This is a genomic window from Nonomuraea sp. NPDC051298 (genome assembly GCF_055586305.1).
The window spans coordinates 705,982-728,889 of sequence record NZ_JBVJIM010000002.1; the positions used below are offsets into that span (position 1 = coordinate 705,982).

General features: G+C 69.9%; 17 protein-coding genes and 1 tRNA gene. 10 read left to right on the top strand and 8 right to left on the bottom strand.

Features of this window, described 5'->3' with window-relative positions:
* Positions 1–405 precede the first annotated feature (405 nt).
* Together gltB and ACZ6S0_RS08580 are read left to right on the top strand one after the other, a co-directional pair.
* Positions 406–4,911, top strand: a complete 4,506-nt coding sequence (gene gltB / locus ACZ6S0_RS08575) for a glutamate synthase large subunit (RefSeq protein ID WP_465914698.1) — start codon at positions 406–408, stop codon at positions 4,909–4,911.
* Positions 4,912–4,925: 14 nt separating this feature from the next.
* Positions 4,926–6,404, top strand: a complete 1,479-nt coding sequence (locus tag ACZ6S0_RS08580; RefSeq protein ID WP_465914699.1) for a glutamate synthase subunit beta — start codon at positions 4,926–4,928, stop codon at positions 6,402–6,404.
* 4 nt (positions 6,405–6,408) lie between these two features.
* On the opposite strand, the gene ACZ6S0_RS08585 is transcribed toward ACZ6S0_RS08580, so the two are convergent.
* Positions 6,409–7,254, bottom strand: coding sequence for a helix-turn-helix domain-containing protein (locus ACZ6S0_RS08585; RefSeq protein ID WP_465914701.1), 846 nt, complete (start codon positions 7,252–7,254; stop codon positions 6,409–6,411).
* A 95-nt stretch (positions 7,255–7,349) separates the two neighbouring features.
* Between ACZ6S0_RS08585 and ACZ6S0_RS08590 the strand changes: the two genes are divergently transcribed.
* The 4 genes from ACZ6S0_RS08590 to pyk all read left to right on the top strand — a co-directional run bounded on the left by ACZ6S0_RS08590 (position 7,350) and on the right by pyk (position 12,049).
* Complete coding sequence (locus tag ACZ6S0_RS08590; protein ID WP_465914702.1) at positions 7,350–8,414, top strand: aldo/keto reductase; 1,065 nt, start codon at positions 7,350–7,352, stop codon at positions 8,412–8,414.
* A 118-nt stretch (positions 8,415–8,532) separates the two neighbouring features.
* Entirely contained in the window at positions 8,533–10,236 is a 1,704-nt protein-coding gene (locus ACZ6S0_RS08595; protein ID WP_465914703.1) for a S8 family peptidase, read from the top strand.
* Positions 10,233–10,583: a DUF2784 domain-containing protein gene (locus ACZ6S0_RS08600; RefSeq protein ID WP_465914704.1), complete on the top strand. Its 351-nt coding sequence runs from the start codon at positions 10,233–10,235 to the stop codon at positions 10,581–10,583. The genes ACZ6S0_RS08595 and ACZ6S0_RS08600 overlap by 4 nt, the downstream gene beginning before the upstream one ends.
* Before the next feature lie 35 nt (positions 10,584–10,618).
* The gene (gene pyk / locus ACZ6S0_RS08605) at positions 10,619–12,049 is read left to right on the top strand and encodes a pyruvate kinase (protein ID WP_344875668.1); all 1,431 of its coding nucleotides are present in this window, start codon (positions 10,619–10,621) and stop codon (positions 12,047–12,049) included.
* Between the two features lie 119 nt (positions 12,050–12,168).
* On the opposite strand, the gene dapD is transcribed toward pyk, so the two are convergent.
* The 3 genes from dapD to ACZ6S0_RS08620 form a co-directional block, all read right to left on the bottom strand.
* Complete coding sequence (dapD, locus tag ACZ6S0_RS08610; RefSeq protein ID WP_465914708.1) at positions 12,169–13,131, bottom strand: 2,3,4,5-tetrahydropyridine-2,6-dicarboxylate N-succinyltransferase; 963 nt, start codon at positions 13,129–13,131, stop codon at positions 12,169–12,171.
* A gap of 25 nt (positions 13,132–13,156) precedes the next feature.
* Positions 13,157–13,579 (bottom strand): pyridoxamine 5'-phosphate oxidase family protein, encoded by a 423-nt coding sequence (locus ACZ6S0_RS08615; protein ID WP_465914709.1) that lies wholly within the window; start codon positions 13,577–13,579, stop codon positions 13,157–13,159.
* Positions 13,580–13,767: 188 nt separating this feature from the next.
* A tRNA-Leu gene (locus tag ACZ6S0_RS08620) sits at positions 13,768–13,841 on the bottom strand.
* Between the two features lie 88 nt (positions 13,842–13,929).
* Here ACZ6S0_RS08620 and ACZ6S0_RS08625 point away from each other — a divergent pair.
* The 3 genes from ACZ6S0_RS08625 to ACZ6S0_RS08635 all read left to right on the top strand — a co-directional run bounded on the left by ACZ6S0_RS08625 (position 13,930) and on the right by ACZ6S0_RS08635 (position 17,498).
* Positions 13,930–14,514, top strand: a complete 585-nt coding sequence (locus ACZ6S0_RS08625; protein ID WP_344875661.1) for an ANTAR domain-containing response regulator — start codon at positions 13,930–13,932, stop codon at positions 14,512–14,514.
* 153 nt (positions 14,515–14,667) lie between these two features.
* Positions 14,668–15,969 carry an ABC transporter substrate-binding protein gene (locus ACZ6S0_RS08630; protein ID WP_465914711.1) on the top strand — a complete coding sequence of 434 codons (1,302 nt, stop codon included), beginning with the start codon at positions 14,668–14,670 and terminating at the stop codon, positions 15,967–15,969.
* Positions 15,970–16,193: 224 nt separating this feature from the next.
* On the top strand, positions 16,194–17,498 hold the full coding sequence (locus ACZ6S0_RS08635) for an ABC transporter substrate-binding protein (protein ID WP_465914713.1): 1,305 nt from the start codon (positions 16,194–16,196) through the stop codon (positions 17,496–17,498).
* Positions 17,499–17,606: 108 nt separating this feature from the next.
* On the opposite strand, the gene ACZ6S0_RS08640 is transcribed toward ACZ6S0_RS08635, so the two are convergent.
* Positions 17,607–18,491 (bottom strand): hypothetical protein, encoded by an 885-nt coding sequence (locus tag ACZ6S0_RS08640; RefSeq protein ID WP_465914714.1) that lies wholly within the window; start codon positions 18,489–18,491, stop codon positions 17,607–17,609.
* Positions 18,492–18,679: 188 nt separating this feature from the next.
* On the opposite strand from ACZ6S0_RS08640, the gene ACZ6S0_RS08645 reads away from it, so the two are divergent.
* Complete coding sequence (locus ACZ6S0_RS08645) at positions 18,680–19,984, top strand: ABC transporter substrate-binding protein (RefSeq protein WP_465914716.1); 1,305 nt, start codon at positions 18,680–18,682, stop codon at positions 19,982–19,984.
* Between the two features lie 139 nt (positions 19,985–20,123).
* Here the strand turns inward: ACZ6S0_RS08645 and ACZ6S0_RS08650 are convergent, their stop codons facing one another.
* The 3 genes from ACZ6S0_RS08650 to ACZ6S0_RS08660 are packed head-to-tail and all read right to left on the bottom strand — an operon-like array spanning position 20,124 to position 22,898.
* On the bottom strand, positions 20,124–20,969 hold the full coding sequence (locus ACZ6S0_RS08650; RefSeq protein WP_465914718.1) for an ABC transporter ATP-binding protein: 846 nt from the start codon (positions 20,967–20,969) through the stop codon (positions 20,124–20,126).
* Complete coding sequence (locus ACZ6S0_RS08655) at positions 20,966–21,910, bottom strand: ABC transporter ATP-binding protein (protein ID WP_465914720.1); 945 nt, start codon at positions 21,908–21,910, stop codon at positions 20,966–20,968. The genes ACZ6S0_RS08650 and ACZ6S0_RS08655 overlap by 4 nt, the downstream gene beginning before the upstream one ends.
* Entirely contained in the window at positions 21,900–22,898 is a 999-nt protein-coding gene (locus ACZ6S0_RS08660; protein ID WP_465914721.1) for a branched-chain amino acid ABC transporter permease, read from the bottom strand. The genes ACZ6S0_RS08655 and ACZ6S0_RS08660 overlap by 11 nt, the downstream gene beginning before the upstream one ends.
* Positions 22,899–22,908: the final 10 nt, after the last annotated feature.

Genomic DNA, 22,908 nt, shown 5'->3' on the forward strand with positions numbered 1-22,908 from the left:
GTGCTGATGAGGGGCTTCGAGCGTTGGGGCTGGCGAGGACAGTGGGGCCGTTGAGGTTGCTGCTGCTCGGACCGCTGAAGCCCGTTGAGGTCGCTCGGGCCGTGGGGCCAGTGGTGCCGTCGAGGCTGCCGATGTTCTCGAAGCGCTCCGGGCTCGGGGGCGGCGGGTACGGGACTCGCTTCCTCTGACGTATTCCCGTGGTCACGCTCGGGAATTTCGGGGGGTATGCCCGGGGTTTGGGATAAGGAGTTCGGATGTCGAGACGGTCGGAATGTTCGCAATGTGGATGCGGCGGGCACCATTCCGGCAGGGTGAGGTAACCTCTACCCACGATACGCAGCAGGGCCAACGTCGTCCCCGCCTGTAGAGCAGTTCGAGACAGACGATGACGACGGGAGGGATTCAATGCCTGCTGCCCACCTCGGGTTCCCCGAGCCTCAGGGTCTCTACCACCCCGCCAACGAGCACGATGCCTGCGGAGTCGCCATGGTGGCCGACGTCGCGGGCCGCCGTGGTCATGCGATCGTGGTCAAGGCCCTGACGGCGCTGTGCAATCTTGATCACAGGGGCGCCAAGGGTAGCGAGCCGGACACCGGCGACGGAGCCGGGATCCTGACGCAGATCCCCGATGGGTTCTACCGGGCGAGCGTGCCGTTCACGCTGCCCGCCGCCGGTTCGTACGCGACCGGCATCGCCTTCCTGCCGATCGACGACGAGGCCAGGGGCATCGCCACGCGCCTGATCGAGGAGATCGCGGCCGAGGAGGGCCTCACCGTGCTCGGCTGGCGGGAGCTGCCCGTCGACCGGGCGCTGCCCGGGCCGAGCGCCAGGGCCGTCATGCCGCACTTCGCCCAGCTCTTCGTCTCCAGCCCCGCCGGGCTCGAGGGGCTGGAGCTCGACCGGCTGGCGTTCTGCCTGCGCAAGCGGGCCGAGCACGAGGCCGACGTGTACTTCCCCTCGCTGTCGGCCCGTACGGTCGTCTACAAGGGCATGCTCACGCCCGGGCAGGTCGAGCCGTTCTTCCCCGACCTGAGCGACGAGCGTTTCGAGAGCGCGATCGCGCTGGTGCACTCGCGCTTCTCCACCAACACCTTCCCGAGCTGGCCGCTGGCCCACCCCTACCGTTACATCGCACACAACGGCGAGATCAACACGGTCAAGGGCAACCGCAACTGGATGCGGGCTCGCGAGGCGATGCTGGCTTCTGCCCACATTCCGGGCGAAATTTCACGACTTTTCCCCATCTGTGACCCGGATGGGAGCGACACCGCCAGCTTCGACGAGGCACTCGAACTGCTGCACATCGGCGGACGCAGCCTCCCCCACGCCGTGCTCATGATGATCCCCGAGGCGTGGGAGAACCACACGGAGATGGACCCGGCGCGGCGGGCCTTCTACGAGTTCCACTCCACGATGATGGAGGCGTGGGACGGCCCCGCCTCGATCACGTTCACCGACGGCACCCTGGCCGGCGCCGTGCTCGACCGCAACGGCCTGCGCCCAGGACGCTTCTGGGTGACCGCCGACGGCCTGGTCGTGCTGGCCTCCGAGGCCGGCGTGCTCGACATCAAGCCCGAGGACGTGGTGCGCAAGGGCCGCCTCCAGCCGGGCCGCATGTTCCTCATCGACACCGCCCGCGGCAAGATCATCGAAGACGACGAGATCAAGGCGGAGCTGGCGGCCGAGCTGCCGTACGTCGACTGGCTGCACGCCGGGCTCGTCCGCTTCGAGGAGCTGCCCGCCCGCCAGCGCGAGATCCCCACCCACGAGGCGCTCGTCAAGCGGCAGCAGACCTTCGGCTACACCGAGGAAGAGCTGCGCGTCATCCTGTCGCCCATGGCCAAGGTCGGCCAGGAGCCGATCGGCTCCATGGGCACCGACACGCCCGTGGCCGTGCTGAGCGAGAAGCCGCGGCTGCTGTTCGACTACTTCACCCAGCTCTTCGCGCAGGTCACGAACCCGCCGCTGGACGCCATCAGGGAAGAACTGGTCACCTCCCTGGCCAGCACGCTCGGGCCCGAGGGCAACCTGCTGGACCCGGGGCCCAGCTCCTGCCGTCAGCTCGTGCTGCCGTACCCGGTGCTCGACAACGACGAGCTCGCCAAGATCATCCACATCAACGACGAGCACGACCTGCCCGGCTTCCACCCGTACGTGATCAGCGGCCTGTACGAGGTCGCCGGGGGCGGAGAGGCGCTGCTGCGGCGGCTGGAGGAGATCAGGGCCGAGGCGTCGCGGGCGATCGCCGACGGCGCGCGCATCATCGTGCTGTCCGACCGCGGCTCCTCCGACACGCTCGCCCCGATCCCGTCGCTGCTGCTGACGGGCGCGGTGCACCACCACCTGATCCAGGAGAAGACCCGCACCAAGATCGGCCTGGTCGTCGAGACCGGCGAGGCCCGCGAGTGCCACCACATGGCGCTGCTGATCGGCTACGGCGCCGCGGCGATCAACCCCTACCTCGCGATCGAGACCATCGAGGACCTGGTCGACACCGGCGTCCTGCGGATCGGCAAGCACAAGGCCGTGCGCAACCTGATCAAGGCGTACGGCAAGGGCGTCATCAAGGTCATGTCCAAGATGGGCGTGTCCACGGTGGCCTCCTACACCGGCGCGCAGATCTTCGAGGCGCTCGGCCTGAGCCAGGAGGTCATCGACTCCTGCTTCACCGGCACCACCTCGCGCCTGGGCGGCGTCGGCTTCGACGTGCTGGCCGCCGAGGTCGAGCAGCGGCACCGGCACGCGTACCCGAGGGTGGAGAACGCCCACCGCAGGCTCCAGGTCGGCGGCGAGTACCAGTGGCGGCGCGAGGGCGAGCCGCACCTGTTCAACCCCGACACCGTCTTCAAGCTGCAGCACGCCACCCGCACCCGCCGCTACGAGATCTTCAAGGAGTACACGAGCCTCGTCGACTCCCAGGCGGAGCGGCTGATGACCCTGCGCGGCCTGTTCAAGCTGCGCAAGGGCACCCCGGTGCCCCTCGAAGAGGTCGAGCCGGTGGAGGACATCGTCAAGCGCTTCTCCACGGGCGCTATGTCGTACGGGTCCATCTCGATGGAGGCGCACGAGACGCTCGCCATCGCGATGAACCGGCTCGGCGGCAAGTCCAACACCGGCGAGGGCGGCGAGGACCCCGAGCGGCTGCACGACGCCGCCCGCAGGTCCGCGATCAAGCAGGTGGCCTCCGGCCGGTTCGGGGTCACCTCCGAGTACCTGGTCAACGCCGACGACCTGCAGATCAAGATGGCCCAGGGCGCCAAGCCCGGCGAGGGCGGCCAGCTCCCCGGCCACAAGGTCTACCCGTGGATCGCCAAGACCCGGCACTCCACGCCCGGCGTCGGCCTCATCTCGCCGCCGCCGCACCACGACATCTACTCGATCGAGGACCTCGCCCAGCTCATCCACGACCTGAAGAACTCCAACCCGCGGGCCAGGGTGCACGTCAAGCTGGTCGCCGAGGTCGGGGTGGGCACGGTCGCGGCGGGCGTGTCCAAGGCGCACGCCGACGTGGTGCTCATCTCCGGGCACGACGGCGGCACCGGCGCCTCGCCGCTCACCTCGCTCAAGCACGCGGGCGCGCCGTGGGAGCTGGGCCTCGCCGAGACCCAGCAGACCCTGCTGCTGAACGACCTGCGCGACCGCATCGTGGTCCAGGTCGACGGCCAGCTCAAGACCGGCCGCGACGTGGTCATCGCCGCGCTGCTCGGCGCCGAGGAGTACGGCTTCGCCACCGCTCCGCTGGTCGTCTCCGGCTGCGTGATGATGCGGGTCTGCCACCTCGACACCTGCCCGGTGGGCGTGGCCACGCAGAACCCCGAGCTGCGCAAGCGCTTCACCGGCAAGCCCGAGTTCGTGGTCAACTTCTTCGAGTTCGTCGCGCAGGAGATCCGCGAATACCTGGCCGAGCTGGGCTTCCGCTCGCTCGACGAGGCCATCGGGCACGTCGAGCTGCTCGACACCACGGCCGCGGAGGAGCACTGGAAGGCCGGCGGGCTCGACCTGTCGCCCATCCTGCACCGGCCCGACCTGCCCGCCGGCACCGCGCTGCGCAGGCTCGTCGAGCAGGACCACGGCCTGGAGCACGCGCTCGACAACACGCTCATCCAGCTCGCCGAGGGCGCGCTCAACGAGGGCACCCCGGTCACGCTCGACCTGCCCATCCGCAACGTGAACCGCACGGTCGGCACCATGCTCGGCTACCAGGTCACCCAGCGGTACGGCGGCAAGGGCCTGCCCGACAACACCATCGATATCTCCTTCACCGGCTCGGCGGGCAACTCGTTCGGCGCGTTCCTGCCGCGCGGTATCACGCTGCGCCTGACCGGCGACGCCAACGACTATCTCGGCAAGGGCCTGTCGGGCGGGCGGATCACCCTCCGGCCGCACGAGGAGGCCCCGCTCGACGGCCACATCATCGCCGGCAACGTCGCCCTGTACGGGGCCACGTCCGGCGAGGTGTTCATCAGGGGCGTCGTGGGCGAGCGGTTCTGCGTCCGCAACTCCGGCGCCACGGCGGTCGTCGAGGGCGTGGGCGACCACGGCTGCGAGTACATGACCGGCGGCAGGGCCGTGGTGCTCGGCCCGACCGGGCGCAACTTCGCGGCCGGGATGTCGGGCGGCGTGGCGTACCTGCTGGATCTGAAGCCCGAGCGGGTCAACCGCGAGATGGTCGCCATCGAGGCGCTCACCGAGCAGGACTCCGAGTTCCTCAAGGAGACGGTCGAGAAGCATTTCGCGGAGACCGGCTCGCCGGTGGCCAAGCGGCTGCTGGCCGACTGGGACGCGGCGCTGGCCAGGTTCGGCAAGATCATGCCGACCGACTACAAGAGGGTGCTGGAGGCCGCAGAGGCCGCCCGCATCGAGGGCAGGGACATCGACGAGGCGGTCATGGCCGCCGCTGTGCAGGGATAAGGGAGGCGTACCGAATGGCTGACCCGAAGGGTTTTCTCACGCACGACCGGGAGCTGCCGGCACGCCGCCCCGTGGACGTCCGCATCACCGACTGGCGCGAGGTCTACCAGGACTTCTCGCAGGAGCGGCTGACCAGGCAGGCGGCCCGCTGCATGGACTGCGGCATCCCGTTCTGCCACAACGGCTGCCCGCTGGGCAACCTCATCCCCGAGTGGAACGACCTCGTCTTCCGTACGGACTGGCGCGAGGCGATCGAGCGGCTGCACGCCACGAACAACTTCCCGGAGTTCACCGGCAGGCTCTGCCCGGCTCCGTGCGAGGCGGCGTGCGTGCTCGGCATCAACGCCGACCCGGTGGCGATCAAGCGGGTCGAGGTCGAGATCATCGACCGGGCCTTCGCCGAGGGCTGGGTGACCCCGCAGCCCCCGGCCGTCAGGACCGGCAAGAGGGTCGCGGTCGTCGGCTCCGGCCCGGCCGGGCTCGCCGCCGCCCAGCAGCTCACCAGGGCCGGGCACGACGTGGTGGTGTTCGAGCGGGCCGACAGGATCGGCGGGCTGCTGCGTTACGGCATCCCCGAGTTCAAGATGGAGAAGCGGCACATCGAGCGCCGCCTGGAGCAGATGCGGGCCGAGGGCACCGAGTTCCGCACCGGCGTGGACGTCGGCGTCGATCTCACGGCCGCGGAGCTGCGCGAGCGGTTCGACGCCGTGGTGCTGTCGGGCGGGGCCACCCAGTGGCGCGACCTGCCGGTGCCGGGGCGCGAGCTGGCGGGCGTCCACCAGGCGATGGAGTACCTGCCGCTGTCCAACAAGGTGCAGGAGGGCGATCTGGACCGGTCGCCGATCTCGGCCGAGGGCAAGCACGTGGTGGTCATCGGCGGCGGCGACACCGGCGCCGACTGCATCGGCACGGCGATCAGGCAGGGGGCCGCGTCGGTCACCCAGCTCGAGATCATGCCGCAGCCGCCGGCCAGCCGGCCCGGCAGCCAGCCGTGGCCGACGTTCCCGATGCTGTTCAAGATGGAGAGCGCCCACGAGGAGCTGGTCGACGGCGGGGGAGCGCGGGTCTACGCGGTCTCCACCACCGAGTTCGTCGGCGACGACGCCGGCAACGTGCGCGCCCTGCGGCTGGTCGACGTCGAGGGGCCGCAGAGCGGGTTCAAGCCGGTGCCGGGCACCGAGCGGGAACTCCCGGCCGAGCTGGTGACGCTGTCCATGGGCTTCGTCGGGCCGGAGAAGGGCGCCCTGCTGCGCGACCTGGCCGAAGTCGCCGGTGACGGCTTCTACGACGCCAGGGGGAACGTGGCGCGCGACAAGACGTACATGTCCAAGGTGGACGGCGTCTTCGTGGCGGGCGACATGGGGCGCGGGCAGTCGCTCATCGTGTGGGCCATCGCCGAGGGGCGGGCCGCCGCCTCCGGGGTCGACCGGTTCCTGACGGGCGAGACGGCGCTGCCGTACCCGATCCCGCCGACGGCCCGGCCGCTGGTCTGACGCCTCACGCTCCGGCGGGCCCGCTCTGGGCCCGCCGGACGACGGCGTCGAGCACCCGCTGCGACTCGGGGTCGGCGGCCCGGTAGATGACCAGCCGCTGGCTCTGGGCCTGCAACGGCATCAGCACCTCGTACGCGACGGTCAGCGGCCCCTCGGTGGCGTGCCGCAGCCGCTTCTGGCCCCGGGCGTTGACGCGTACGTCGCGCTTGGCCCACAGCCGGGCCGCCTCCTCGCTGCCCGTGGTGAGCTGCTCCACGAGCTGCGCCATCGCCTTGTCGCCTGGATGGGCCGCCCACGCGGCCCGCAGGTCGGCGATGCCCTCGCGCAGCGACCGCTCGCGGTCGCGGTAGAAGTGGCGCAGCCCCGGGTGCAGCATGCACAGCCACAGGGTGTTGCGCTGCTCGGGCGGCACCGCGCCGAAGTCGAGCATCAGCGCGGCCATCTCCGGATTCCAGGCCAGGATGTCGAAGCGGTGGTTGACCAGCATGGCGGGCAGCGGCGAGAGGTCGAGCACGAGCTGGGCCAGCGGCCCCGCCTCCTCCTCGGCCGCCTGCCGGGTGGGGCGCTGCTGGGCCAGGTCGAACAGGTAGGCCCGCTCGTCCTCGCTCAGCCGCAGCGCGTCGGCCAGCGCCTCCAGCACCTCGGGCGAGGGCCGCAGCCCGCGCCCCTGCTCCAGCCGGACCACGTAGTCGACGCTGACCCCGGCCAGCTCGGCGACCTCCTCGCGGCGCAGGCCGGGGGTGCGGCGGTGGGCGCGGCGGGACGGCAGCTCGACCGTGTCGGGATGCAGCCGCTCACGGCGGGTGCGCAGGAAGGCCGCCAGCTCGCGGGCCTGATCGACGGTGCTCATCACCTCCGATGGTACGGCCCGGCGTTCCTGGGACTTCCGATCCCAGGAAGAGCCTTCCCTTACCCACGACTCCCGGCCGGGGCAGCCTGGTGGGCATGACGACACTTGACACCTTCCGTCTGCTGGGCCGCTCCGGGCTGCGGGTCTCGCCGCTGTCGCTGGGCACGATGACGTTCGGGACGGACTGGGGCTGGGGCTCGGACAAGGACGAGTCGCGCCGCATCTTCGACACGTACGTGGATCGCGGCGGCAACTTCGTCGACACCGCCAGCCAGTACACCGAGGGCACGGCCGAGGCCCTGGTGGGGGAGTTCGCGGCGGGGCGGCGCGAGCAGCTCGTGCTGGCCACCAAGTACAGCATGGCCAGGCGCAAGGGCGACCCCAACTCCGGCGGCAACCACCGCAAGAGCATGGTGGGGTCGGTGGAGGCCAGCCTGCGCCGCCTGAACACCGACCACCTCGACCTGCTCTACCTGCACGCTTGGGACTTCACCACCCCCGTGGAGGAGATCCTGCGGGCGATGGACGACCTCGTCAGGGCGGGCAAGGTGCTCTACGTCGGCGTCTCCGACCTGCCCGCCTGGCAGGTCTCCCGCATGCAGGCCATCGCCGACCTGCGCGGATGGTCGCCGCTGATCGCCCTGCAGATCGAGTACAGCCTGGTGGAGCGGACGGTCGAGCGTGACCTCGTCCCCATGGCGCGCGAGATGGGCCTCGGGGTCGTCCCGTGGTCGCCGCTGGCCGGCGGGGTGCTCGCGGGCAAGTACACCCGCGCCGACCTCGACCTGGGAGAGGGCACCAGTGACCCGTCCGGCACCCGCAAGAACGTGGCCGCCGCCAACGGGTCGCTGACCGAGCGGTCCCTCGCGATCGCGGAGGTGGTCAAGCGGGTCGCCGCCGAGATCGGCTCGACGCCCTCGCAGGTGGCGCTGGCCTGGACGCTGCTCGACCCGGCCGTGACCGCGCCCATCGTGGGGGCCCGTACGCTGCGTCAGCTCGAGGACAACCTGGGCGCCCTCGACGTACGCCTGGACGCGGAGCACCTCGCCGCCCTGGACGAGGCCAGCAGGGTCGACCTGGGCTTCCCGCACGAGTTCCTGCGCCGGCCCATGTCGCGCGGCGTCATCATGGGCGGCGTCACCATCGAGCCCCGCCGCTGACATCCCGGCCTGTGAATCCGCTTCGCCCAGCTACGACCGAAATTTCACTATTAAGGGGCATCGCTGGTTAACTGTCGGGAAGATTGAGATTCTGCGACAGTCGGTGGATGGGGGAACGATGCGGCGCGTCGCCTCTGGCTTGACGGCGGTGGCCGTGCTCGCGATCAGCGCGTGCTCGACCGCCGCGCCACGACCCCTGGCCGCGGCGGGCCCGGCCGCCGTGGCCGCCTCGACCGGCTCGACCCCCTCGGCCGCGCCGGCCGCCTCCCAGGCCGAGTTCCTGGTCTTCTACGACCGCGGCAAGCAGGACGAGGCCCGCGCCGCCGTCGAGCGCGCCGGTGGGCGGACCGTCTCCGCCGACACCAAGCTCGACTATCTCATGGTCACCGGCTCGGGCGGCGGATTCGAGGAGGCCGTGGGCGCGGACGACGCCGTCGCCGGGATCTCGCCCGACCGGAGCATCGGCTACGCCGCCGCCCGCCCCGCCAAGACGCTCCCCGGCGCGGACGCGTTCGCCAAGAACCCGGCCAAGAACACCGGACAGGGCGCGGACCAGGCCGAGCCGCTCGCCGCACGCCAGTGGGACATGCGGATGATCGGCGCCGACCGCGCGAACGCCAAGGCGCCCGGCACCAAGCAGGTCCTGGTCGGCGTCATCGACACCGGCGTGGACGGCAAGCACCCCGACATCGCCCCCAACTTCAACCGTGAGCTCAGCCGCAACTTCGTCACCGACAAACCCAAGGACGAGCGCGGCGAGACCCTCGACGGACCCTGCGAGGCCGCCGACTGCAAGGACCCCGTCGACGTCGACGACGACGGCCACGGCACCCACGTCGCCAGCACCATCGCCTCGCCCGTCAACGGCATCGGCATCGCCGGGGTCGCGCCCGGCGTCCAGATCGTGAACATCAGGGCCGGCCAGGACTCCGGGTTCTTCTTCCTCAAGCCCAGTCTCGACGCCCTCACCTACGCCGGCGACATCGGCGTGGACGTCGTGAACATGAGCTACTACGTCGACCCCTGGCTGTTCAACTGCGCGGCGAACCAGGCCGACACCAGGAAGCAGCAGTTGGAGCAGCAGGCCGTGATCACCGGCATGCAGCGCGCACTCGACTACGCCCGCGAGCGCGGCGTCACGCTCGTCTCCGCCCTCGGCAACGGCTCCACCGACCTCGGCCACCCCAGCGTCGACAGGCAGAGCCCCGGCTACCCGAAGGGCGAGGAGAAGGAGCGCAAGGTCGACAACACCTGCCTCAACGTGCCCGCCGAGTCGAAGGGCGTCATCTCCATCTCCGCGCTCGGCCCCTCCGGCCGCAAGGCCATCTACAGCGACTACGGCGACGAGCAGACCGACCTGGCGGCGCCAGGCGGCGACGTGCTCGACGGGGAGGGCACCCTGGCCACCCGGTCGATCCTGGCCGCCGCGCCCGAGCGCGTGCTGCGCGCCACCGGCCGCATCGACGCCGCCGGCAGGCCCAAGGGCGCCGACGTCGTCGCGGACTGCACCGGCGGCACCTGCTCCTACTACCAGTACCTCGAAGGCACCTCCATGGCCTCGCCGCACGCCGCGGGCGTGGCCGCGATCCTCGTCAGCCGGTTCGGCAAGCCCGGCAAGGGCGGCCTCGAGCTGTCCCCTGACACCGTCGAGAACCTGCTCTACCAGACCGCCACCCAGAAGGCGTGCCCCACCCCGCGCCAGTACGTCTACAAGGCGTTCGGCCAGACCGCCACGCACGACTGCGAAGGCGGGCCGTCCGACAACGGCTTCTACGGTCACGGGATCGTGGACGCCTGGAAGGCGGCCACCGTCGAGCCATGATGTACCGCCTCCTCGCCGACGCAGCGATGGTGGTGCATTTCGCCTTTCTCGCCTACCTGGTCGTGGGCGGGTTCGTCGCCTGGGTGTGGAGGCGGACGATCTGGGCCCATCTCGCGGCCGTGACCTGGGGCGTGCTGTCGGTCGTGGTGGGCCTCGAGTGCCCGCTCACGCTGGTGGAGGACTGGGCACGACGCGCGGGCGGCGAGCCGGGGCTGCCGCCCAGCGGGTTCATCGACCACTACATCGAGGGCGTGATCTACCCGGAGGAGTACACGAACTTGGTGCGACTGGGGGTCGCCGTTCTCATAGTGTTCTCCTACGTCGGGTACGTTCTCCGTCGTCAGTGACTACCAAGTGGTCTGTACCAATTAAGGTAGGACTCGTGACTCGTCGCGCGAAAATAGTCTGCACCCTAGGCCCCGCCACTTCCTCCAAAGAACGCCTCCACGAGCTGATCGCGGCAGGCATGGACGTGGCACGGTTCAACCTCAGCCATGGCAATCATGACCTGCACAGAGAGATCTATGACCGGGTCAGGGAGGTGGCGGCCGACCTCGGCCGCGGTGTAGGCGTGCTCGCCGACCTGCAGGGCCCCAAGATCCGCGTCGGCACGTTCGAGGAGGGGCCGGTCAGGCTGGGCTTCGGCGACGTCTTCACCATCACCACCGAAGACGTGCCGGGCGACCGCGAGCAGGTCTCCACCACCTACAAGGGCCTGCCCAACGACGTGCGTCCCGGTGACACGATCCTGGTCGACGACGGCCGCCTCGTGCTCGAGGCCACCCGCGTCGACGGCGAGCGCATCGTCACCCGCGTCGTCATCGGGGGCATGATCTCCGACAACAAGGGCCTCAACCTGCCCGGCGTCAACGTCAGCGCCCCCGCGCTCACCGACAAGGACGAGGCCGACCTGCGCTGGGCGCTGCGCACCGGCTTCGACATGATCGCCCTGTCGTTCGTGCGCCGCCCGTCCGACGCCGACGTGGTGCGCAACATCATGGAGCAGGAGGCCGTCCGGCTGCCGCTGCTCGCCAAGATCGAGAAGCCGCAGGCCGTCGACCGCCTCCCCGAGATCGTCGACGCCTTCGACGGCATCATGGTGGCCCGTGGCGACCTCGGCGTCGAGCTTCCGCTGGAGCAGGTGCCGATCGTGCAGCGGCGCATCATCGAGCTGTGCCGCGAGAAGGCCCACCCGGTCATCGTGGCCACCCAGATGCTCGACTCGATGATGAACTCCCCGCGCCCCACCCGCGCCGAGACGTCCGACGTGGCCTACGCGGTCATGGACGGCGCCGACGCGGTCATGCTGTCGGGCGAGACCTCGGTCGGCAACTACCCGATCGAGGCCGTCTCCACGATGGACCGCATCGCCTGCGCCGCGGAGAAGTCCTCGCTGCACGCCACCCACACGCTGGAGCGCATGCCCGAGACCACCGGCGGCGCCATCGCGCGGGCCGCGGCCGAGGTGGGGGCGATCGTCGGCGCCAAGGCGCTGGTGGCCTTCACGATGTCGGGCGAGACGGCGCGGCGGCTGGCCCGCTACCGCTCGCCGATCCCGCTGCTGGCCTTCACCTCCGCGCCGCACGTGCGGGGGCAGCTCTCGCTGACGTGGGGGGTGGAGACGTTCCACGTGCCGTTCGTGCACCACACCGATGACATGGTGCGGCAGGTGGAGGCGTCGCTGCTGTCGCTGGGGCGGCTGGAGAAGGGCGACAAGGTGGTCATCGTGGCCGGTTCGCCTCCCGGCACCCACGGCTCCACCAACGCGCTGCGCGTCCACACGATCGGCTCGGCGGTCTCACACACTCACTGAGCCGACAGGGCGAGCGACCAGCCCGGCCCCGCGTCGGCCGTCGCCACGCGGGGCCCGCCGCTTTCCGACGCCGCGCCTCCCCTCCAGCGAGGGGCTTGGCGCGGCGGGCCGTCGGCGCGTCAGTTGGCGTGCAGGGCGGCGTTGAGCTCGATCCGGCCGCCCGTACGCGGCACCGCCTCCACGGCCCCCGACTGCGAGTTGCGGCGCAGCAGGACCCCGTCGGAGCCCGACAGCTCGGCCGCCTTCACCACGGTGCCGTCGGGCAGGCTCACCTTGGTGCCCGCGGTGACGTAGAGCCCGGCCTCCACCACGCAGTCGTCGCCCAGCGAGATGCCCAGCCCGGAGTTCGCGCCCAGCAGGCAGCGCTCGCCGACCGAGATGACCTGCTTGCCGCCGCCCGACAGCGTGCCCATGATCGAGGCGCCGCCGCCCACGTCGGAGCCGTCGCCGACGACCACCCCGGCGGAGACCCGGCCCTCGACCATCGAGGCGCCCAGCGTGCCGGCGTTGAAGTTCACGAAGCCCTCGTGCATGACCGTGGTGCCGGCGGCCAGGTGGGCGCCCAGGCGCACCCGGTCGGCGTCGGCGACGCGCACCCCTTCGGGCAGCACGTAGTCGACCATGCGGGGGAACTTGTCCACCCCGTAGACCGTCACCGCGCCCCTGGCCCGCAGCCGCAGCCGCGTACGCTCGAAGCCGGCCACCGGGCACGGCCCGAAGTTCGTCCACACCACGTTCGCCAGCAGGCCGAAGACGCCCTCCAGGCTGACGCCGTGCGGCCGCACCAGGCGCGCGGAGAGCAGGTGCAGGCGCAGGTAGACGTCGTGGGCGTCGGCGGGCGGCTCGGAGAGCTTGGCGATCTCGGTGCGCACCGCCACCACCTCCACGCCGCGCGCCGCGTCGGGGCCGGTCAGCTCGGCCAGCTCGCCCGCCTCCTCGGCGGACAGCCGCCGCGTGCCCGAGGCGGGCGCGTCGCCCAGCTCGGGGGCGGGGAACCAGGTGTCGAGTACGGTGCCGTCGGCGGCGACGGTGGCCAGGCCGACGCCGAAGGCGCCGGTCGAGGCGGGATCGATAGCAGTCACACGCCCAAAAATACCGTTTCGCAGGTCAGCCCAGGGCGCCCAGGTCGGCCGAGAGCCAGCGTTCCGGCCGCATCCTGAAGGTCACGAGCACGTTCAGGTCGGATCCCTGGACGTAGCCCGAGACCGCGTCGGGCGGCAGGTAGCGGGCCGAGATGCGGGTCAGCTCGTCGAGCGTGGTCGGCCCCGAGCCCACGACCGACCCCTCCACCGACACGTAGCGGTAGGTGGGGCTCACCCGCTGCACCAGGATCGAGAACCGGCCCGACTTCGCGATCAGCCTGGCCTTGATCGAGTCTTCGTCGGTCAGGAACCTGACGTCGCCGCCGGGACTGTAGTCGTACCAGACCGGTACGGTCAGCGGGGCCCGGCCCTCGCCGGACTCGACGGCCAGGCTCGCGATGTGCGGCTCCGCCAGGAACGCCTCCCGCACCGCCACGCTCAACGGCATCCCGCCCACCCCCCGGTAGTCACCGATCTTGAAACGGCTATTCCCACTGGGAGCGATTCCGAAAAGTCGCCCACGCCCGGCTTCGCAGGCCGACGGGCCGGTACGACGGCGGCCGGATGGTGGCCGAGGACCGTCGCAGGAGAGGGCGAGACGCCCGGCCGACGAGGGCCCGGCGGCTCACGGTGAAGTGCCCCGGGTGGGATTCGAACCCACACTGTATGGATTTTGAGGCCATCGACTCTGCCGATTGGTCTACCGGGGCGGGGGTGACCGGTCTGGGATCTCGTAGCGTAGCGCCCGAGCCGCACCGGCGTGGATCTAATCTACCGGACGTCTGTACTCTTCTGCTCGTGAGTACGCAGCGGCGAGTAGTGATCGCGGAAGACGAGGCCCTGATCCGCCTCGACCTCAAGGAGATGCTCCAGGAGGACGGCTACGTCGTCGTGGGCGAGGCCGGTGACGGTGAGCAGGCGATCCAACTGGCCGCCGACCTGAGACCCGACCTCGTCATCCTCGACGTGAAGATGCCCGTGCTCGACGGCATCTCGGCGGCCGAGCGGATCGTCGCCGACCGGATCGCCCCCTGCCTGATCCTGACCGCCTTCTCCCAGCGTGATCTGGTCGAGCGGGCGCGGGACGCCGGGGCCATGGCCTACCTGGTCAAGCCGTTCACCAAGGCCGACCTGGTGCCGGCGATCGAGATGGCGGTCAGCAGGCACGAGGAGATGGTGGCGCTGGCCGCCGAGGTGTCGAGCCTGTCGGAGCGGCTGGAGACCAGGAAGCTGGTCGAGCGGGCCAAGGGCCAGTTGATGACGCAGCACGGCTGGAGCGAGCCGCAGGCGTTCCGGTGGATCCAGAAGGCGTCGATGGACCGGCGGCTGAGCATGCGTGAGGTAGCCCAGATCGTTATAGACGACGCGGCGGAGCGATCTTGAGAAGGCGCAATATCAGGTGATTTGACCCGATGGGTGGTGGTTCGGTTACGACTGGGCATCCAACCGGCCTCGGGTGCTTTCGCGGTCGGCGTCCCGGCGCGTAACTGATGGGCGGACGGAACGTTCGCTCATCTTCGAACGGAGACGCTCTCGATGATCCGCATTTTCCGCGTGCCGCTCGCCGCCGTGACGGCGTGCGCGGCGCTGGCGGCGTGTTCGTCCGGCGGCCCGGTCCCCGGCGCCACGGGCTCGGCCTCGGTACAGCCCTCTTCCGGGCAGCCCTCCCCTGGCCGGGCGGCGAAGGGGGACGGCACGCTGACCGTCGGCACGGTGCTGCCGCAGACGGGTTCGCTGGCGTACCTGGGGCCGCCCATGTTCGGGGGCGTCGACCTCGCGCTCAAGGAGATCAACGAGGCGGGCGGGGTGCTGGGCAGGCCGGTCGCCAAGTTCGACACCGACTCGGGTGACACGACGACCAACATCGCCTCGCAGTCGGTGGACAAGCTGCTGGCGCAGAAGGCGGACGCGATCGTCGGGGCCGCCTCGTCGTCGGTGTCGGAGTCGGTGATCGACAAGATCACGAGGGCGGGGGTGGTGCAGTTCTCCCCGGCCAACACCTCCGACGCGTTCACCACGATCAACGACAACGGGCTGTACTTCCGTACCGCGCCGCCGGACAAGCTGCAGGGGCGGGTCCTGGGCGACCTGGTGGTCTCCGACGGCAACGACACCATCGGGATCCTCGCCATGCAGGACTCCTACGGCTCGGGCCTGGCCGACCAGGTGACCGCGACGGCCGAGGCGGGCGGGGCGACCGTGGTGGAGCGGGTCGACTACGACCCGAAGGCGGCCGACTTCTCCGCCGACGTCGCCCGGATCAAGGCCAAGAACCCCAAGGGCATCGTGCTGATCGGCTTCGAGGAGACCGCGAAAGTGGTGCAGGAGCTGGTCAAGCAGGGGCTGACCAGCGACAGGCACAAGTGGTACATGGTCGACGGCAACATGTCCAACACCAACTTCGCCACGGCTCCGAAGGGCACGCTGGAGGGGGTCAAGGGCACCCTGCCGGGGGCGGCGGCGCCGGAGGCGTTCCAGAAGCGGCTGCTGGCGGTGGATCCGGAGCTGAGCGAGTTCACGTACGCGACGGAGTCGTACGACGCCGTCACGCTCATCGCGCTGGCCGCCGAGGCGGCCGGCGACGACTCCGGGGCGGCGATCGCGGGCGAACTGGTGGAGGTCAGCAAGGGCGGCGAGAAGTGCGAGAGCTTCAAGGAGTGCGCCGACCTGCTCAGAGCCGGCCAGGACATCGACTATGAGGGCGTCAGCGGGCCCGTCGACTTCAACGACGTGGGTGACCCGTCGGTCGCGACGATCGGCGTCTACCAGTACGGCCCCGACAACACGTTCAACGCCGCCAAGGCCCTCGAATATCGCAAGGGCAACGTCGCCGGGTGACGTTCGCATTTAGCCCCTGGCCCGGAAATTTCTGATCGGAGGTTACTTATCAGGAGGTATCGGTAACTCTCGCGAAACAAGTCATTACTTAGGGTGTTTGGGACATTACGAATCGGCATAAAAGCCTCGTAAGAACTCCCCATTAGCACCCAGAACAGGCATGCTGAACTCGGAAAACCCGGCGAAGGTGATCGTCCTTCGCTGAGATAAGGGGAGTCTCTTTGATGTACCGCATTGCTCCAGCGGGACGCGTCCTGGCCGTCGCGGCCGCGGCGAGCCTGGCCCTGACGGCCTGTGGCGGCGGCGGTGACACGTCCGCACAGCAGTCCGCCTCCGCCGCGCCGTCCACGGCTGCCTCCTCGGCGCCGGCGGCGAAGGGCGACGGCACGCTGACCATCGGGACGGTCCTGCCGCAGACGGGTTCGCTGGCCTTCCTCGGCCCGCCCGAGTTCGCCGGTGTGGACCAGGCCGTCAAGGAGATCAACGAGGCCGGCGGGGTGCTGGGCAAGCCGGTCAACAAGATCGACACCGACTCGGGCGACACGACGACCAACATCGCCTCGCAGTCGGTGGACAAGCTGCTCGCGCAGAAGGCCGACGCCATCATCGGCGCCGCGTCCTCGTCGGTGTCGGAGTCGATCATTGACAAGATCACGGGGGCGGGGGTCGTGCAGTTCTCGCCGGCCAACACCTCCGACGCGTTCACCACGATCAACGACAACGGCCTGTACTTCCGTACCGCGCCGCCGGACAAGCTGCAGGGCCGCGTGCTCGGCGACCTGGTCGTGGCCGACGGCAACGACACCGTCGGCATCCTGGCCATGCAGGACTCCTACGGCTCCGGCCTGGCCGACCAGATCACCGCGACCGCCGAGGCGGGCGGCGCGAGCGTCGTCGAGCGGGTCGACTACGACCCCAAGGCGGCCGACTTCTCCGCCGACGTCGCCCGGATCAAGGCCAAGAACCCCAAGGCCGTCGTGCTGATCGGCTTCGAGGAGGGCGCCAAGGTCGTGGCCGAGCTGGTCAAGCAGGGGCTCACCGCCGACAAGGTGAAGTGGTACATGGTGGACGGCAACATGTCGAACACCAACTACAAGGAGATGCCCAAGGGCACGCTCAAGGGCGTCAAGGGCACCATCCCCGGCGCCGAGGCCCCCGGGGAGTTCAGGAAGAAGCTCCAGGAGATCAACCCCGACCTCGACGACTTCACCTACGCCGCAGAGTCGTACGACGCCGCCAACCTGATCGCCCTGGCCGCCGAGGCCGCCAAGGACGACACCGGCAAGTCCATCGCCGCCAAGCTGGCCGAGGTCAGCAAGGGCGGCGAGAAGTGCAAGAGCTTCAAGGAGTGCGTCGACCTGCTCAAGGCCGGCAAGGACATCGACTACGACGGGATCAGCGGGCCGGTGGAGTTCGACGCCAACGGTGACCCGTCCGTGGCCACGATCGGCGTCTACCAGTACGGCGACGACAACACGTACGACGCCGCCAAGGCGCTGGAGTACCGCACCGGCAAGATCGAGGGCTGACCGCCTTCCCCCGCCCCCTGCCCTCCCCTGAGGTCCTGTGAAGGGAGGGCGGGGGCTCTCCCGTTCCCCGCCGTCCCCGGTGGGGGGCGGGATTTTTCGTTCGAGCGGTCAGCCGGGGAGGCCGCAGGCCCGCAGGGCGTACGCGATGAGGCGGTCCTGCAGCGGCTTGGGCGGCGTCACGATCACCACGCGCTCCTCGCCCCCGTCGACGGCGGCCCGCACCGGGAACAGGAACGCCTTCTTGGCCTCGGCGAACGCGTGCGGGTCGCAGCGGCCGGGACTCAGCTCGACCGGCACCTCCAGCCGCCGCGCCCCGGCCGCCAGCGTGCCCAGCGGTCTGCTCTCCGGGGTGACGATGTAGTGGGTGGTGCCGCCCACGTCGTTGATCGTCACCGCGCCCGCCCCGCGCCGCGTGACCACGAGGTTGCCCCGCATGACCCGGTTCGCCCCATCGCCCGCCCCGCTGCCGGACTCGGCGTCCGTCTCCGTCCACTCCGGGCCGAACTCGATGCTCGCCGCCTGCTTGACCAGGAACTCCGAGCACTCGTCGCGCAGCAGCCTGGCCAGCAGCGGGTCGGGGTGCGGCACGGGGAAGACCACCTCGCGCAGGGCCTCCTCGGAGCCGGTGCGGACGTGGGCCACGACCGTGGCAGGACGGACCTGAGGCAGCCCCTGCGGGGAGCATTTGGCGGGGCCGTACTTGATGGGCAGGTCCGTACGTTCGGTCCGCCCGATGGCCGCGTCGGCCCGCTGCGGCGGCAATGTCGTGAACGACTCCGACACGAGCTGAAGATCGGCGAAATAGACGGAGGTGTCACCGGTATTTCGGACGGCCACCTGAAGCTCGTGCACCGGCTCGTCCGAACGCCATTGCGCGAGCGAGACCGACACCCCGGGCGGAGGCGTGGCGGCCGGGGCCGCGGGCGGTGGCGGCGAAGCGCAGGCGGCGGCGGCGAGGAAGGTGATCGCGAGGGGAACGGTAATGCGCTTCACCTGTCGCAGATTAAGCGTCCTTACGCAGGTCCGTAAGTTGAGGAGTGATTACGACTCCGCATCCAAGTGCCGACAGTTCCCCACCGGACCTGGTTGGAGTACACAGCGATTTTGTACGTTTCCTGCATTCGATCGGGAACGCTCGGCGGTGCTGACGGATCCCGGCCTGGAAATGAAGGAGACACTTCATGATCCGCATTGCTCCCGTGGGGCGGGCGCTGGCCGTCGTGGCTGCCACCAGCCTGGCCCTGACAGCCTGCGGTGGTGGCGGCAGTGACACCGCCACGCAGACCTCCCCCAGTGCTTCCGCGCCCGCCTCCTCCGCGTCCGCCCCCGCGGCGAAGGGCGACGGCACGCTCACCCTCGGCACGCTGCTGCCCCAGACCGGTTCGCTGGCGTTCCTCGGCCCGCCCGAGTTCGCGGGGGTCGACCTGGCCCTCAAGGAGATCAACGACGCCGGGGGCGTGCTGGGCAAGCCGGTCGCCAAGTTCGACACCGACTCGGGCGACACGACGACGAACATCGCCTCGCAGTCGGTGGACAAGTTGCTGGCGCAGAAGGCCGACGCCATCATCGGCGCCGCGTCCTCGTCGGTGTCCGAGTCCGTGATCGACAAGATCACGGGTGCCGGCGTGATCCACTTCTCGCCGGCCAACACCTCCGACGCGTTCACCACGATCAACGACAACGGCCTGTACTTCCGTACCGCGCCGCCGGACAAGCTGCAGGGCCGCGTGCTCGGCGACCTGATCGTGGCCGACGGCAACGACACGGTCGGCATCATGGCGATGCAGGACTCGTACGGCACCGGCCTGGCCGACCAGGTCCAGAAGACCGTCACCGACGGCGGCGCCGAAGTCGTCGAGCGCGTCGACTACGACCCCAAGGCGGCCGACTTCTCCGCCGACGTCGCCAAGCTCAAGGCCAAGAACCCCAAGGGCATCGTGCTGGTCGGCTTCGAGGAGACCGCGAAGGTCGTCCAGGAGCTGATCAAGCAGGGCATGCCGGCCAGCAAGCACAAGTGGTACATGGTCGACGGCAACACCTCCAACACCAACTACGTGAAGATGCCCAAGGGCACGCTCACGGGTGTGAAGGGCACGATCCCCGGCGCCGCGGCCCCCGAGGACTTCCAGACCAAGCTGCTCGAGATCAACAAGGACCTCGAGGACTTCAGCTACGCCCCCGAGTCGTACGACGCGGCGAACCTGATCGCGCTGGCCGCCGAGGCCGCCAAGAGCGACGCCGGCGTGGACATCGCGGCCAAGCTGGCCGAGGTCAGCAAGGGCGGCGAGAAGTGCAAGAGCTTCAAGGAGTGCGTCGACCTGCTGAAGGCCGGCACGGACATCGACTACGAGGGCGTCAGCGGCCCGGTCGAGTTCAACGAGGCCGGTGACCCGGCGGTCGCCACCATCGGCATCTACCAGTACGGCGAGGACAACAAGTACGCCACCAAGGCCCTGGAGTACCGCACCGGCAACATCGCCGGCTGAGCATCGCCCCAGTCCCGCAGAAGCGTACGAAGAGGGCCCGGTCACCCGACCGGGCCCTCTTCGCATGCCGTTCACATCCCGCCACAGAAAAACGGGGAAGGGGCCCTGGGGGAGCCCCTTCCCCGTCTCGGTCGTCGCGTCACGCCTTGGCGAGCGTCCCGAGGTAGAGCTCGATGACCTTGGGGTCGTTGGCGAGCTGCCGGCCGGTGCCGGTGTAGGCGTTGCGGCCCTGGTCGAGCACGTAGCCGCGGTGGCAGATCTGCAGGCAGCGCCGCGCGTTCTGCTCCACCATGATCACGGTGACGCCGGCCTTGTTGATCTGCTGGGCCTGGATGAAGACCAGGTCCTGCAGCTTGGGCGACAGACCGGCCGACGGCTCGTCGAGCAGCAGCACCGACGGCTCGGTCATGAGGGCCCTGGCCATGGCCACCATCTGCCGCTCACCGCCCGACAGGGAGCCGGCGCGCTGCTTGCGCCGCTCCTTGAGCGCGGGGAACAGCTCGGCCACGAACTCGAAGCGCTCCTTGAACTTCCCCGGCACCTGGAAGGCGCCCATCTCGAGGTTCTCCTCGATGGTGAGGCTGGGGAAGACGTTGTTGGTCTGCGGCACGTAACCGACGCCGCGGGAGACCAGCGAGTGGGCCTTCATGTTCGTGATGTTCTCGCCCTTGAGCAGCACCGTGCCGCTGCGGATGTTGACGAGCCCGAACATGGCCTTCAGCAGCGTCGACTTGCCGGCGCCGTTGGGGCCGATGATGCCGATCAGCTCGCCGTCCTTCACGTACAGGTCCGAGCCGTTGAGGATGTTGACGCCGGGCAGGTAGCCCGCGATCAGCTCGTCGCAGCGCAGCAGGGCGTCCTCGGCGCCCGCCAGGTGGGCGGAGCGGTCGGTGACGGCCGCCTGGGACACCGCCTCCGGGGCCGCTGCCGCTGCTGCTGCCGCTTCTGGGGCCGGGCCGGGGGCCGGCGCTTCGTCGGCGCTCACTTCTGCGTCTCCTCTTCGATCTCGGCCTCCAGGGCCGCCTCGGCCTCGTGAAGCTGGGCCGCCAGCTCGGTGTCCGACAGCGGGGCGTCGTGGTGGGCGCCCAGGTAGGCGTCGATCACGCGCTCGTCGGACATGATCGTGGACGGCGGGCCCTCGGCGATCACCGCGCCCTGCGCCATGACGACGACCCAGTCGCTGATGTCGCGGACCATGTCCATGTCGTGCTCGACGAACAGCACCGTCATGCCCTGCTCGCGCAGGTCCTTGACGTGCCCGAGCAGCGACTGCGTCAGCGCCGGGTTCACCCCGGCCATCGGCTCGTCGAGCATGACCAGCTCGGGCTGGACCATGAGCGCGCGGGCCATCTCCAGCAGCTTGCGCTGGCCGCCGGACAGCGACCCGGCGAAGTCGTCGCGCTTGGCGTCGAGCTTGAACCGCGCCAGCAGCTCCTCGGCGCGCTCGGTGATCTCGTCCTCCTGGGCTCGCCAGGAGCCCGGCACCAGGGCCCGCCAGAAGTTCTCGCCCTTCTGCCGCTGCGCGCCCAGGCGCATGTTCTCCAGCACCGTCAGGCGCGAGAGCGCCTTGGTGAGCTGGAACGTGCGGACCATGCCCGCCCGGGCGACCTTGTGCGCGGGCACGCCGTTCATCGACCGGTCGTTGAACCGCCACGACCCGGAGTCGGCCGTGTCGAAGCCGGTGAGCTGGTTGAAGAACGTGGTCTTGCCCGCCCCGTTGGGGCCGATCAGCGCGGTGATGGAGCCGCGCTGGATCTCGACGTGCTCCACCTCGACGGCGGTCAGGCCGCCGAAGCGGCGCACCACGTTGTCGACCACGAGGATGGGGTCGGGCTTGGGCACGCCGGGCTCGCGCGCCAGATCCTTGAAGGCCGCCAGTGCCGCGGCCTTGCGCTCGGTGGTCGTGGTGGGGGTCTCAGCGTGCATCGATCGCAATCTCCCTCTTGTCACCGAAGATGCCCTGTGGCCGGAAGACGAGCAACAGGATGAGGCCGAGACCGACGAAGACGTACCGCAGGGCGCCGACCTGGTTGGTGTCGATGAACGTGATGACGCCGGCGCCGACGGCCTCGCTGAGCACGCCGTTCAGCAGGACGAGCAGCACCCAGAACAGCATCGCCCCGACGACGGGGCCGAGCACGCGGGCGGCGCCGCCCAGGATGACCATCGTGTACAGGTAGAAGGTGGTCTCGGTGCCGAAGACGTCGGGCTGCACCGACCCGTAGGCCAGGCCGTAGATGAAGCCGCCCAGGCACCCGATGACGCCGCCCAGGATGAGCGACTGCATCTTGTACGAGAACACGCTCTTGCCCAGGCTGCGCACCGCGTCCTCGTCCTCGCGGATGGCCTTGAGCACGCGGCCCCAGGGGCTCTTCATCAGCAGGAAGACGATGGCGCAGCACAGGGCCACCAGCAGCCAGCCGACGACCAGCACCCACAGCGTGCGGTGGTTGAAGAACAGCGGCACGGGCCCGAGGTTGAAGCCGTACTCGCCGTCGGGGAACGGGTTGAGCGCGTAGAAGCCGTCGGTGAAGCCGCGCTGGCCGTCGGAGCCGCCGAAGACGCTCTTGAACTGCACCGAGCGGAAGATGAGCCGGACGATCTCCGCCGCGGCGATGGTGACGATGGCCAGGTAGTCGGCGCGAAGCTGCAGGGTCGGTATGCCCAGCAGGATCGCCAGAATCACGGCCGCGATCAGGCCGACGATGATGCCGATCCAGAACGGCAGGCCCATGACGGTGACCGTCACGGCCAGGCCGTAGCCGGCCACGCCCATGAACGCGGCCTGGCCGAAGTTGAGCAGGCCGGTGTAGCCGAAGTGGATGTTGATGCCGATGGCGGCGAGTCCGTACAGCACCGTCTCGACGTTGACCGCGGCCTTGAGGGTGGTGCTGATGATCGTGATCCAGTCCATGGTGATCCTC